Source organism: Escherichia sp. MOD1-EC7003 (assembly GCF_002965065.1).
Taxonomy (GTDB): domain Bacteria; phylum Pseudomonadota; class Gammaproteobacteria; order Enterobacterales; family Enterobacteriaceae; genus Escherichia.
On record NZ_PTRE01000104.1, the window covers coordinates 1 to 13,271 of the forward strand.

The 13,271-nt window shown below is 48.4% G+C and carries 13 protein-coding genes and 3 pseudogenes; 8 read left to right on the forward strand and 8 right to left on the reverse strand.

Annotated elements, in window-relative coordinates; translation table 11 throughout:
* Window positions 1–80: 80 nt before the first annotated feature.
* Window positions 81–182, forward strand: a pseudogene (locus tag A7090_RS26690) (hypothetical protein); the annotation flags it as partial.
* 103 nt (window positions 183–285) lie between these two features.
* Window positions 286–387, forward strand: a pseudogene (locus A7090_RS26695) (hypothetical protein); the annotation flags it as partial.
* 130 nt (window positions 388–517) lie between these two features.
* Here A7090_RS26695 and A7090_RS17955 read toward each other — a convergent pair.
* The gene (locus tag A7090_RS17955) at window positions 518–1,258 is read right to left on the reverse strand and encodes a MipA/OmpV family protein (RefSeq protein WP_105275043.1); all 741 of its coding nucleotides are present in this window, start codon (window positions 1,256–1,258) and stop codon (window positions 518–520) included.
* A gap of 123 nt (window positions 1,259–1,381) precedes the next feature.
* Here A7090_RS17955 and A7090_RS17960 point away from each other — a divergent pair, with 123 nt between their 5' ends.
* Complete coding sequence (locus tag A7090_RS17960) at window positions 1,382–2,356, forward strand: LysR family transcriptional regulator (protein ID WP_105275044.1); 975 nt, start codon at window positions 1,382–1,384, stop codon at window positions 2,354–2,356.
* Here A7090_RS17960 and A7090_RS17965 read toward each other — a convergent pair.
* Window positions 2,353–3,489, reverse strand: a complete 1,137-nt coding sequence (locus A7090_RS17965; RefSeq protein ID WP_105275045.1) for an HlyD family secretion protein — start codon at window positions 3,487–3,489, stop codon at window positions 2,353–2,355. The two genes, A7090_RS17960 and A7090_RS17965, sit on opposite strands and share 4 nt — an antisense overlap.
* A 5-nt stretch (window positions 3,490–3,494) precedes the next feature.
* Window positions 3,495–3,818, reverse strand: coding sequence for a DUF3302 domain-containing protein (locus tag A7090_RS17970; protein ID WP_105275046.1), 324 nt, complete (start codon window positions 3,816–3,818; stop codon window positions 3,495–3,497).
* A gap of 131 nt (window positions 3,819–3,949) precedes the next feature.
* Between A7090_RS17970 and A7090_RS27080 the strand changes: the two genes are divergently transcribed.
* Window positions 3,950–4,078 carry a hypothetical protein gene (locus A7090_RS27080; RefSeq protein ID WP_274541178.1) on the forward strand — a complete coding sequence of 43 codons (129 nt, stop codon included), beginning with the start codon at window positions 3,950–3,952 and terminating at the stop codon, window positions 4,076–4,078.
* Window positions 4,079–4,320: 242 nt separating this feature from the next.
* Here A7090_RS27080 and aldB read toward each other — a convergent pair whose 3' ends face one another.
* The 5 genes and pseudogenes from aldB to A7090_RS17995 form a co-directional block, all read right to left on the reverse strand.
* Window positions 4,321–5,859: an aldehyde dehydrogenase AldB gene (aldB, locus tag A7090_RS17975; protein WP_105275047.1), complete on the reverse strand. Its 1,539-nt coding sequence runs from the start codon at window positions 5,857–5,859 to the stop codon at window positions 4,321–4,323.
* Between the two features lie 107 nt (window positions 5,860–5,966).
* Window positions 5,967–6,164, reverse strand: a pseudogene (locus tag A7090_RS17980) (L-threonine dehydrogenase); the annotation flags it as partial.
* Between the two features lie 206 nt (window positions 6,165–6,370).
* Window positions 6,371–8,215, reverse strand: coding sequence for a selenocysteine-specific translation elongation factor (gene selB, locus A7090_RS17985; RefSeq protein WP_105275048.1), 1,845 nt, complete (start codon window positions 8,213–8,215; stop codon window positions 6,371–6,373).
* Window positions 8,212–9,603 (reverse strand): L-seryl-tRNA(Sec) selenium transferase, encoded by a 1,392-nt coding sequence (gene selA, locus A7090_RS17990; RefSeq protein WP_105275049.1) that lies wholly within the window; start codon window positions 9,601–9,603, stop codon window positions 8,212–8,214. The genes selB and selA overlap by 4 nt, the downstream gene beginning before the upstream one ends.
* A gap of 97 nt (window positions 9,604–9,700) precedes the next feature.
* Window positions 9,701–10,309, reverse strand: coding sequence for a glutathione S-transferase (locus A7090_RS17995; RefSeq protein WP_105275050.1), 609 nt, complete (start codon window positions 10,307–10,309; stop codon window positions 9,701–9,703).
* Between the two features lie 455 nt (window positions 10,310–10,764).
* Here A7090_RS17995 and A7090_RS18000 point away from each other — a divergent pair, with 455 nt between their 5' ends.
* From A7090_RS18000 to A7090_RS18020, 4 genes are all read left to right on the forward strand, one after another.
* On the forward strand, window positions 10,765–11,202 hold the full coding sequence (locus A7090_RS18000; protein WP_157941477.1) for a hypothetical protein: 438 nt from the start codon (window positions 10,765–10,767) through the stop codon (window positions 11,200–11,202).
* Window positions 11,203–11,419: 217 nt separating this feature from the next.
* The gene (locus A7090_RS18010; RefSeq protein ID WP_274541179.1) at window positions 11,420–11,776 is read left to right on the forward strand and encodes a transposase; all 357 of its coding nucleotides are present in this window, start codon (window positions 11,420–11,422) and stop codon (window positions 11,774–11,776) included.
* Between the two features lie 46 nt (window positions 11,777–11,822).
* A complete protein-coding gene (locus A7090_RS18015; protein WP_240246357.1) occupies window positions 11,823–12,443 on the forward strand; it encodes a hypothetical protein in 621 nt (206 codons plus the stop codon).
* A gap of 242 nt (window positions 12,444–12,685) precedes the next feature.
* Window positions 12,686–13,271: ISAs1 family transposase (locus A7090_RS18020; RefSeq protein ID WP_123056969.1), on the forward strand; the 586-nt coding region annotated here is incomplete at its 3' end.

The following is a 13,271-nucleotide window of genomic DNA, read 5'->3' on the forward strand; positions in this document are numbered from 1 at the left end:
ATCCAACGTAGGGCGCACATTGCCTGATGCGACGCTTAACGCGTCTTATCAGGCCTACGAGTCGGTGCGAGAACGTAGGCCAGCCGCAAACTCTGACGTTTATCCCGTGGTTTAGCTGGGCTAACCGGGGTGAAGGCGAAATGCGGATCTGGGTGAATGAGGAAAAGCATTGCCATCCGTAGGTTGGATAAGGCGCTCGCGCCGCATCCAACGCAGGGGGCACATTGCCTGATGCGACGCTTAACGCGTCTTATCAGGCCTACGAGTCGGTGCGAGAACGTAGGCCAGCCGCAAACTCTGACGTTTATCCCGTGGTTTAGCTGGGCTAACCGGGGTGAAGGCGAAATGCGGATCTGGGTGAATGAGGAAAAGTATTGCCATCCGTAGGTTGGATAAGGCGCTCGCGCCGCATCCAACGTAGGGGGCACATTACCTGATGCGACGCTTAACGCGTCTTATCAGGCCTACGAGTCGGTGCGAGAACGTAGGCCAGCCGCACCGACATCCATCAGGTAAATTAAAAACGCCAGCTCACGCCGGTGACAAACGTAAAACTCTCATTACGATCAATCATCGGGCTGTCGGTAATCTCTTCCGGCAGCTCGCTGTATCCGGCACTCGCCATCAATACAACGTGCTCTCCTATCGGGTATTTTGCCGTCAGGCTAACATAGGGCACCCAGGCATCCTGCGCGGAATAACTTGCCAGACCGCTACGACGGGACTCACTCTCTGAAATGCCATAGTAATAGTCGCTGAAATTCTCGTCATAATAGAGAACGCCCAGCGCAGGTGTCAGCGACAGACGACCTATCTGCATTTTGTGGAAAACCGATAGCTCCCCCCCCCAGCCGTTGCTGTTATCCAGCACGTCCGCTGCCGCAGAAGCTTTCACGGTTCCCCAACGCTCATGGTGATACCAGGCAACACCCGCCATAGCCGTACTATCACGCTTATCAAGCTGTTGCATGGCATAATCGTCATTATCGGCAGGGTCAAATTCCAGCGGCATCCAGGATGCGGTCAGGCTAAGTTCATTTTTTTCACTTTGCGACAGAATAAAACCTAACGTGGTCTGACGAACATAAAAAGAATCACCTTCATAACTAAGCAGCGGAATTGCCTTTGTATTTTCATTATAACCGCGATAAGGCGATTCATTATAAGCCGCACCAGCACCAATGGATAATTCAGAAGCAGTTGCGTTTGCCATAAAAGGCAACGCAAATAACACCACAATATTGCGGTTAATTAACATATCCGGTATTCCATTTCAAAATAAGATAAAAAAGAGTCGGCATAGTAATGCTTACAATTTCTCCGGTGCAAGATTCATATTTATATAGTAATATATAAAATTATATATGACTGGGCTGTTGCGATGACAAAATTACAACTTAAGTACCGGGAGTTAAAAATTATCTCGGTAATTGCTGTCAGTGAAAATATCAGCCATTCCGCAACTGTGCTTGGCATCGCGCAGGCCAACGTAAGCAAGTATCTTGCTGATTTTGAATCAAAAGTGGGTTTAAAAGTTTTTGACAGAACCACCCGACAACTGATGCTCACACCTTTTGGTACCGCGCTGTTACCGTACATCAATGACATGCTGGACAGAAACGAGCAGCTTAATAATTTTATTGCAGATTATAAGCATGAGAAACGTGGTAGGGTCACCATCTACGCGCCAACCGGCATAATTACCTATTTATCCAAACATGTTATCAATAAAATTAAAGATATCGATGATATCACCTTATCGCTAAAAACCTGCAATCTTGAGCGTAATGCCTTTTATGAGGGCGTCGAATTCCCCGATGATTGTGATATTTTGATCAGCTACGCGCCACCAAAAGATGAATCACTGGTTGCCAGTTTTATTACGCAATATGCTGTAACCGCTTATGCCAGCCAAACTTATCTTGAGAAACATCCTATTAGCCGTCCTGACGAACTCGAACATCACTCTTGTATTTTGATCGACTCGATGATGATCGACGACGCGAATATCTGGCGCTTCAACGTCGCCGGAAGCAAAGAGGTGCGTGATTATCGCGTGAAGGGAAATTACGTTTGCGACAACACGCAATCGGCGCTGGAACTGGCACGAAATCACCTGGGAATTGTGTTTGCGCCAGACAAAAGTGTGCAGAGCGATCTGCAAGACAGCACGCTGGTGCCCTGCTTTCAGCAACCGTATGAATGGTGGCTGGATCTGGTCGCTATCTTCCGTAAACGGGAATACCAGCCCTGGCGAGTCCAGTATGTACTGGATGAAATGCTGCGTGAAATTCGCCACCAGCTTGCCCAGTCGCAGCAACTGCGGCCTGTACAAGCGGTGGAAAACAAAGATTAATGATCAAGATAAAGGTAATGTACCCAACTGGTCATGCGTAACAACACTTTACGCATCACCGAGACATGGCTGAAATGATCAGAGTAGACCGCCACCTGAGCGTAAATACCGTCTGGTAAAGCATTCAAATCAGTATGCTCATCCAACTCAATGGTCGCGATAACGCCATCTGACCCCGGCGTGGTGTTTAATGACTGTAAGGTGCCGGTCGACTGATAAGCCCCGCCGGGAACCGCTGGACTAATGGCAGCCAACTTACCACTGAACACTTTGCCTGGCAGAGCGTTAAATACCACTTCAGCATCGTCACCAGGAGACAGTCTTAGTAAGGCGTTCTGACGGAATTGCGCCACGATTTGTCGTTTCTGATCGGGTATAAACACCATCACCGGACGTAGCGGCAGCGACGCGGCATAGGTACCAGGACGAATCAGGACCTGGGTCACATAACCATCGCTCGGCGCACGCACCACCGTCTGCTCAAGGTTATATTTTGCTTCCGCGAGCTGCGCTTTCAGGCTGGCGATTTGAGAATGTTCACCCAACACGAGGCTATCCAGCTGGCTCTGGATCTGTTTTTGTTCTGCCGCCGATGACTTCACTAAGGCTTCCTGCGCCAGATAATTTTGCCGTGCCACATCGATATCGCGTTCTGAAAACGGGTTTACTTTCGCCTGGCTACCGCGTGCGTAACGCTGATACTCTTTAGCGAATTTATCCCGCGTGGCCTTTGCCTGCTGAGTATTCGCCGCCATCTCATCTAACTCTGCGCTTAATGCCCGCTGTTTATGTTCTGCAGTGACGATATCTGCCATTAGCCGATCCACCCGTGCCTGATAACGCGCTGGGTCCAGTCGAAATAGCACCTCACCTTTTTTAATCAGCGTATTTTTCTTGTCCGTCACTTCAATCACCACGCCTGTCACCTGTGGAACAACAGGAATGGAAATAACCGCTTTTTGCGCTTTAAAGGTATACGGATGGTTATAGTTCATTAACAGAATTAAACCGCTGACAATAAATATTCCACCCAGGGCTGCTGTGGGAATGGTCCATTTATTTACGGGAATTTTGAAGACCTTAAACATTGCCCATGCGAAAGCCACATAGGTCAAAATAATCAGTAAATCCATAAATATTACTCGGCAGAAGAGGATTTGATGTCGGCGAGCTGTTTCTCCAGCCCGGCAATACGCTGTTGTAGTTGCACAATGGAGGAGTCATGGTTTTGCATACCCCATCCCCGCTCCGGACGGTAAAGCGTGGCCCAAATCCACAAAAATGGCCAGATAACATGCAACGTAAACAAACTCACCCAACCGGCAACATGAATGGCGTCGGCATGAGGATGATTACGTTTTTTGGCAATCAGGTAGGGAATATCATGTAAAATAATAATCCCATAGAAGATCACCAGGAATACAAAAATAAGCACTCCCAATGCAAAATAATCCAGGAACATATTTCCCTCAAGAAATATAAAAAAGAACAATTAGCGCATATTATGAAATGCCATAATGCAGTGCAATTTCCTTATTTATATAACGACATATTGTTTTTTATATACCTGTCATACTTCAAGTTGCATGTGCGTTGGCTGCGGGATTGCTTGCAGGCCTGTCAGTCAGTGCATTCCTCACCGTGGTGATTGGCACCATCGCTTGTCCTGGTCTGTGGTTGTACAGCCTGGTTCGCCCGCTCACCATCGAAACACGAGATTAAGCGCCTGGCAAAACACGCCAGGCAGCTTCTGCCAGAAATGCACTTCTGTTGGCGTAGTCTGGGTTATTGCGCACGTAGGTTTAAAACGCAAAGTAACAACGTGCGCGTTGTTTATGCCGGATGCGGCGTGAACGCCTTATCCGGCCTACGGTCAGGTGTAAACATATGCGCTCCCGTAGGCATGATAAGACGTGTAAGCGTCGCATCAGGCAATAAGCACCCGATGCGACCCGTTTTTCACATCAGAACAACCCTAACGGTTTATCCGAGTAGCTCACCAGCAGGCACTTAGTTTGCTGGTAATGCTCCAGCATCATTTTGTGGGTTTCACGGCCAATGCCTGATTGCTTGTAGCCACCAAATGCCGCATGTGCCGGGTAAGCGTGATAACAGTTGGTCCACACGCGCCCGGCCTGAATGCCGCGCCCCATCTTATAGGCCAGATTACCGTTGCGGCTCCAGACTCCCGCGCCCAGGCCATATTGCGTGTCGTTCGCCAGCGCCAGCGCCTCATCCATCGTTTTGAAAGTGGTTACTGCCAGCACCGGGCCAAAAATCTCCTCCTGGAACACGCGCATATTATTCTGGCCAAACAGAATCGCAGGTTCGAGGTAATAGCCGTCTTTCAGTTCGCCTTCCAGCAGCTTGCGCCGCCCGCCGGTGAGCACGTCAGCGCCCTCTCTTTTACCGATATCAATGTAGTTGAGGATGGTTTCCAGTTGCCCGTGAGAAACCTGCGCACCCATTTGCGTCACACTGTCGAGCGGGTTACCGCTGCGAATGCTTTCGACACGACGGATGGCACGTTCCATAAAGCGTTCGTAGATAGACTCCTGCACTAAAGCACGGCTTGGGCAGGTGCAAACTTCGCCCTGGTTAAAGGCAAACAGTGCAAAGCCTTCCAGCGCTTTATCGAAAAAGGCATCTTCTTCATCCATCACATCAGCAAAGAAGATATTTGGTGATTTGCCGCCCAGCTCCAGCGTCACCGGAATAATATTTTGCGTGGCGTACTGCATAATTTGTTGACCCACTTCCGTTGAGCCGGTAAACGCGACTTTGGCAATGCGTTTCGAAGTTGCCAGATATTCACCAATTTCCCCACCCGCACCGTTGACCACGTTCACCACGCCCGGCGGCAGTAAATCACCAACGATTTCCATTAGCAGCAGTACAGAAAGCGGGGTAAGTCGTGCGGGTTTCAGCACCACGCAGTTGCCAGCCGCCAGCGCGGGCGCCATTTTCCAGCTCGCCATCAACAGCGGGAAGTTCCACGGGATAATCTGCCCCACCACACCTAACGGTTCGTGGAAATGATAAGCCACGGTTTCGCTATCAACTTCACTGATCCCACCTTCCTGCGCCCGAATACACGAGGCAAAATAACGGAAATGGTCAATCGCCAGCGGCACGTCGGCAGCACTGGTTTCGCGAATGGGTTTGCCGTTATCCCAGGTTTCAGCCGTCGCTAACAGCTCGAGATTCTGCTCCATTCGATCGGCAATCTTAAACAGGATCGCCGCGCGATCCTGCACCGAGGTATGCGCCCATTTATCTTTCACTTTGTGCGCAGCATCCAGCGCCAGATCGATATCTCGTTTACCCGAAGACGCCACTTCGCACAGCAGCTGTCCGGTCACCGGCGTCAGGTTCTGGTAATACTCGCCATCGGCAGGGGCTACCCATTCGCCGCCAATAAAGTTGTCGTAGCGGGCTTTTAACTTGAGGGGGAAACCATACTCGCCGGGCTTAATCTGTGCTGAAGGGGGATTATTGGTCATGATCGTCTCCTTGCGGTGTGAGGTATAACAAGGGTAGACGTGACTGGTGAAATCTTCGCCAGTCGGTAACAGCTTTACGACGGCTATCACGAATTTACGGGCAAGGATTACATCGCCGCGCGATAAATCGCCACAATTTCTTCGTAAGTTGCCTGGATCGGGTTAGTAAAACCACAGGCATCTTTCAGAGCATTAGTCGCCAGTTCACGGATGACGTTAATGCAGGCTTCTGCACCTTCCGCGTGGTTTTTACCTGTCACGTTCACGCCCATTGCAGCGGCGCAATCACGAAGACGTGCGGCAGATTGTAGAAACCACCTCACTGGTGCGCCATCGCATATCCATAATCCAGAACTCGTGAATGAGTAAAAAGGCTGAGGATTTTCATTCGCAAATATGAACAGTATTATTGCTTGTCAAATAAAAAGCACATTGCATTCAATAAACAATGTGCTTTTTTAAAATAACAATAATTGCATTAACTCATTTTAAAACCAGATTAATCATTTTCTTATTTTTCCGGAAATAATAACGCATCGCGCAATAAATGATCATTTCCACGACGCCGCGTAAAGCCAATGCAGTCAAAATATTCCAGAATTTGAATTGCCAGCTTGCGGCCTACGCCTAAGCGATCGCGGAAATCCGCTGCACAGGTCGAGCCACATTCCTGATCGAGATCGCGGATCATATTGGCAAACTCAACAATCCGATCGTTACGGTAATAACGATCTTTGACGATCGCGGTAATTATCCCTTGCTGCGCCGCCTGCCGTAGTGTCAGGCGCATTGCCTGCTCGTCGGTTCCCGTCTCTTTTGCCAGATCACGCACCCACCACGGCTCGTCACCAAACAGAGGCTCTACTTTTTGCCAGATGGCCTGCTGCTCTTCGCTGAAGCCCGCTTTGTGATCCGGCAGATGCAGCCAGCCGTGATGGCTGTGGATATCGCCGCTTTCGCGCATCTTTTCAATCAGCAACAGTACCAGCGCTTCATCTTCCATTGGCAACGCCATGCGCCGCAGACGCTCGCGCCCAGGACCTGGTTCATCGCGATGTTGCTCATGATAAGTCGCTAATGTGTCGATAATTTTCCGCTGCCAGCGGGCGGCAACCGGCGCATTCAACAAGCTATAACCAGCCTGAATATAGCCAGGCTGTTGCAGCAGTTCGCGCATCCCTTCGCCATTGAGCTGGCGCGCCCAGGCGAAATCGGCAAGGTTAACCGCTCCGCGTTCCAGATGAACAGCTAACGCATCGGCATCGCTTTGCGCCCGTGCCAGTGACGCCAGCCATTGCAAATATTCCGGCTTACGTTTACCGCGACGCGGCGGGTTAAGCATTACCACACGCGCCCCCGCCAGCGTGTTGCGGGCCGAGATATCGCGCAACACTAAGCGATCGTTATCCGCCAGCCACAGTGGCGTGTCGAACACCAGCTCGGCAAGATTATCTTCCAGCAGCGAAACGCGTCCCGTAACGTGGCTGGCGGCGTGGTGAATATGCAGCGGCTGCCACTGAGTCAGCGATGTATGGGTTTGAAGCTCGACAATCACCCGCGTGAACGGCTCTGGTGGCACATCGGCAAGCAGCCAGTCGCCACGGTTAATCTGCTCTTTTTCCGCATCACCCGCGATGTTAAGCGCAATACGTTGCCCGGCATGGGCGGTTTCTGTTGGCTGGTTTTGCGCATGCAGCGCACGCACGCGCATCGGTTTATTTACACCGGTCAGCCAGAGTGAATCGCCTACCTTCACTTCCCCGCTTAACGCCGTACCGGTGACGACCAGCCCGGCACCTTTTACGGTAAATGCGCGGTCGATCGCGAGGCGGAAACTATGTTGGCTGGCGTGTTCGCGTTCTGGTAACTGAAGCAGATGCTCGCGCAGGGCATCAATTCCCCGACCTTCGGTTGCTGCGGTGATAAACAGTTTTGCCTCAGCAAAACCGTATTCCCGCAGCACCTCCTTTACCTGGCGTTCAACCTCATCAACACGCGCTTCATCCACGCGATCGGCTTTAGTCAGCGCCACAGTCAGCATCGGGTTACCAGTCAGCTGTAGAATCGCGAGATGCTCACGGGTCTGTGCCATCACACCGTCATCGCACGCCACCACCAACAGCGCGTGATCGATACCACCAACGCCCGCCAGCATGTTGGAAAGAAACTTTTCATGACCGGGAACGTCGATAAAACCAGGTACGCGGCCATCCGGCTGCGGCCAGTAGGCATAGCCGAGATCGATGGTCATGCCGCGCTTTTTTTCTTCTGGAAGACGATCGGCATTTACGCCAGTAATCGCCTGCAATAAGGTTGTTTTGCCGTGGTCAACGTGTCCGGCAGTCGCAATTATCATTTCAACAACATCTCCAAAAACCGTTGCTCATCTTCAAGGCAGCGTAAATCCAGCCACAATCGTCCGTCATAAATACGACCAATCACCGGCACTGGCAATTCACGCCAGCGGGCGGCTAATGACTCAAGGCGGCTACCGCGTCCATCATGGGGGGTAAACGTTAATGCCGCGCTCGGCAGACGATCAACCGGCAGCGAACCACTGCCAATCTGCGAAAGACATGGCATAACCTGTACCGCAAACTCCGCGCCGTAATGTGCAGCAAGGGGAGCCTGTATACGTTGTGCCTGAATTTGAATGACCTCTGCGCTGCGGGTCAGCAGACGCAGGGTCGGTAATTTTTCACTCAGTGCTTCAGGGTGTAAATAAAGACGCAACGTGGCTTCCAGCGCCGCGAGGGTCATTTTATCTGCACGTAATGCTCGCTTCAGCGGGTGGCTTTGCAAACGAGCGATCATCTCTTTTTTACCGACGATAATCCCTGCCTGCGGCCCGCCTAACAGCTTGTCGCCGGAAAAACTTACCAGACTGACGCCCGCCGCAATCAACTCCTGCGGCATTGGCTCTTTCGGTAAACCGTACTGGCTAAGATCGACCAGCGAGCCACTGCCTAAATCAGTCACTACGGGAACATCCAGCTCTTTGCCGAGCGCCACCAGTTCCGCTTCATCAACCGCTTTGGTGAACCCCTGAATGCTGTAGTTACTGGTATGTACTTTCATCAACAGCGCGGTATTTTCATTCACCGCCTGGCGATAATCATTAGCGTGCGTGCGGTTGGTGGTCCCCACTTCGTGCAGGGTACAGCCTGCCTGACGCATTACATCGGGAATACGAAACGCCCCGCCAATCTCCACCAGTTCGCCGCGAGAAACCACGACCTCTTTCCCGCTGGCCGTTGCCGCCAACATTAATAACACCGCCGCCGCATTGTTATTGACGATACAGGCATCTTCTGCGCCCGTAATGCGGCACAGCAGCTGCGCCAGCGCCCGATCGCGATGCCCGCGTCCGGCGTCGTCCAAATCGTACTCCAGGGTCACTGGCGAACGCATAGCCTGCGCAACAGCTTTCACTGCGGCTTCTGCCTGTAAAGCTCGCCCAAGGTTGGTATGCAACACGGTTCCCGTCAGGTTGATCACCGGACGCAGCATGCTCTGCGCCTCTTTCGTCAACCGGGCATCAACTTCTTGCGCCCAGTTTTCACACCACGCGGGTAGCGTCTGGCTGTCACGAATCACTTCTCGCGCTTCGTCAAGCATCTGACGCAGCAATTCCACCACGCGGGTGTGACCATAAGTATCACGCAAAGAAAGGAAGGAGCTATCGCGCAATAAGCGATCAATAGCCGGAAGTTGACTATAGAGGGAACGCGTTTCGGTTGTCATAGGAAACCTGGCTGATCAAGGCCCTCTCACACGGAGAAGGGCGTTTAACATAACCACGGATTGTAACGTGAGATGGGTCAGGAGGACATATCGCGCATCAAGCCTTTGGCGGTTCGGTGCGAGCAAAACTTTCGCGGCTAAACAGGTTTTCGACCAGTTTGACTAAGTGTGGGCGGTCGACACACCAACCTGGCGCAACGCGGCGGAAATTGAGATATCCAACGGCGCAGGCAATGGCGATAGTCGCCAGATTAACCGTATCGGTTTTGAGCGTGCCATCGACCAGATATCCTTCCAGCACATTCAGGCTACGGTTAATTTTCTCCCGCTGGCGTAACAATTCATCTTCAGACTGCTGCGCCGCCGGACGCGCCTGTTCGCGCACCGACACCAGCCCGGCATCCATAATGCCATCTGCCAGCGCCTCAATTTTGCGCACTCGCAACGACGCCAAAGGATCGCGCGGCAACATCGCCGGAGCAACATTCATCAATTCAATATATTCAGCGATGATCGGCGAATCAAACCAACATTCGCCCTCTTCGGTCACCAGCACCGGCACTTTCCCTAACGGGTTAAATTGCGCCACGCCGTTGTCCGCGTTATAGGGCAGTTCATTAATAAATTCGAAAGTAATGCCCTTTTCTAACAACAGGATAAAAAGTTTGCGTACAAACGGGCTGGTGTAGCTACCGACGAGTTTCATGCCGAGTCCTTTGTGCGAGGAAAAATATCAGTATGGCCTGGTGATGGGAAAAAGAGCAGAAAATGTTGATGGTTTGTTACTTATCAATAAATCACATATTTATCATGGTGATATAAATATTTTCCTAATTGTTTCTATCTGACGGGTGTTTCACTTAAGGCTTGCTTATAAGTCTGTAGGGTTTGCACTATGAGTGCGGTAGCTATGGGGTTTATATGGCAGCAGAAGGATTGCGTTTCACGCAGGGCAAGATCACGGTGTGCTGGAGAGTAAATTGCAGATAAAAGATGGTCAAAATAAAGATGTAACGCCACAAACGTCATTGAATAGCTTAGTTGAACTTACAATGTTCTCGTGGGGAGATATTCATTCAAAGTTAAATAAGAATGTAAGTCTTAAATATTTTTTAGACAATTTTTATGGAGGCATGGCATTTTAAAAATACCATGAATATTATGAAATTACACCGTGTGCTTTTTATTGTTCTCCCTCTCATTACCTCTTGCTCCGGGAGCATGAAGTATTCCCCTGATCAACTTCAATCCGCTAAATTTGGAGAGAAATATAATGCGCAGATTGAGCTAAAAGGAGGGAGCGTTATTCGAGATCGTTTTTATTATACAATTCAACCATCCTCTGCTGGCGTATACAATACAGAAAATTATTTTCCTGTATTGGAGGAAATACGAGATGCAAAAATGAAAGGTGATGGTATTAATGTAAGGTGTGCCGGGGATTTTGATAACTTGAATTCTGTATGCAATACAATTGAAATTAAAGGGAATATTAATGTGAAGCAGGATATAGTTATCGAACTGGATGGTTCAACATTTGGTACATCAAGTCCGGGAATAGAATTCAGAAAAAAGTTCATAATCCATGTTGAAGAGTAATATCTATCAGGATGCCTTACGCTATTCGTAGTGCTCTATGGTTTTGGGTGAAATACAGGGAAAAATCACTTAACACTGCTTTTTTGTACTAAACAATTCGCACTTTATGTTCTATAATTGAGATATTCCTTATTACCTGAGGCTGTTTTTTATTGCTTATACATGATCAAATACTCCTTACATAAATAAGGAGAACAAAATGGAACTTAAAAAATTGATGGAACATATTTCTATTATCCCCGATTACAGACAAGCCTGGAAAGTGGAACATAAATTGTCAGATATTCTTCTGTTGACTATTTGCGCCGTCATTTCTGGGTTCACCACTGCGATCCGAAATCATTGGCACATGGAGAATAAGCTGCACTGGCGTCTGGACGTGGTAATGAATGAAAACGACTGCAAAATAAGAAGAGGAAACGCAGCAGAATTATTTTCAGGGATACGGCACATCGCTATTAATATTTTGACGAATGATAAGGTATTCAAGGCAGGGTTAAGACGTAAGATGAGAAAAGCAGCCATGGACAGAGACTACCTCGCGTCAGTCCTTGCGGGGAGCGGGCTTTCGTAATCTTACCCTGGTTACAGGACTATCAACCTGCGGAGTGGGTTCAGTAATGTTTTTACAAAAAAAATGGTGCTACCTGTTTATTGTTATTGCCTTAAGTAGTGGAGGATATTATATGTACAGGCAAGAATATCAGATGGTTGTTACTGTACCGACTGCTGATGCTAACGACCCACACTGGCCAAATAAAAGGATACGATTTGATGCCAGTGAGTGGCTACGGAAACCGCAGTATATTAAAATAAATGATATATATTTACTGAATACTCAATATATCCCGATTACTGATTTGGATAGTTTTAAAGTTACATTAGCATTACAGAAGGCATTAGACAGATCGGATACAAGACTTCCTGAGTTGGCCGGCCTTGCGGAGATGGATGCTCAGATGTTTAAGGAACTAATGCATGGCAAAATTGCTTGTGAATATCTGAGGACAAGATTTGATGCCGACACACTAAAACCAGTTAGAGATTATTTTCTTATTTCTTTTTCTTATAAAGATAAAAAATACGAATTTGATGTAGAAAGAAAAATATCCGAAATAAGTAATAATGGGTATTTTTTATGGACGACCAACAATGCTGTTCATGAGACAGGTTATTGGCATGGTACAGATCCGGCTGCTTATTCTTATAGAGACTATATGAATGGGAAGAGAATGAAATAATTAATACACCTGAAGTAGTATCAGGAGAATCATTATTTTTTTCAAAACAGCCTCATTGATGATGAAATTATGGCAATTATGAAAATATATAGCAAGAACAGGGAAAGATCATCAGAAGTACACTTTTCGTACTAAACAATTCGCATTTTATGCTCAATAATTGAGATATTCCTTATTACCTGAGGCTATTTTTCATTGCTTATACATGTTCAAATACTCCTTACATAAATAAGGATAACAAAATGGAACTTAAAAAATTGATGGAACACATTTCTATTATCCCCGATTACAGACAAGCCTGGAACGTGGAACATAAATTGTCGGATATTCTTCTGTTGACTATTTGCGCCGTCATTTCTGGTGCAGAAGGCTGGGAAGATATAGAGGATTTTGGGGAAACACATCTCGATTTTTTGAAGCAATATGGTGATTTTGAAAATGGTATTCCTGTCCACGATACCATTGCCAGAGTTGTATCCTGTATCAGTCCTGCAAAATTTCACGAGTGCTTTATTAACTGGATGCGTGACTGCCATTCTTCAGATGATAAAGACGTCATCGCAATTGATGGAAAAACACTCCGGCATTCTTATGACAAGAGCCGCCGCAGGGGAGCGATTCATGTTATTAGTGCGTTCTCGACAATGCACAGTCTGGTCCTCGGGCAGATCAAGACAGATGAGAAATCCAGTGAGATTACAGCTATTCCTGAACTTCTTAACATGTTGGATATTAAAGGAAAAATCATCACAACTGATGCAATGGGTTGCCAGAAAGATATTGCAGAGAAGATACAAAAGCAGGGAGGTGATTATTTATTCGCTGTAA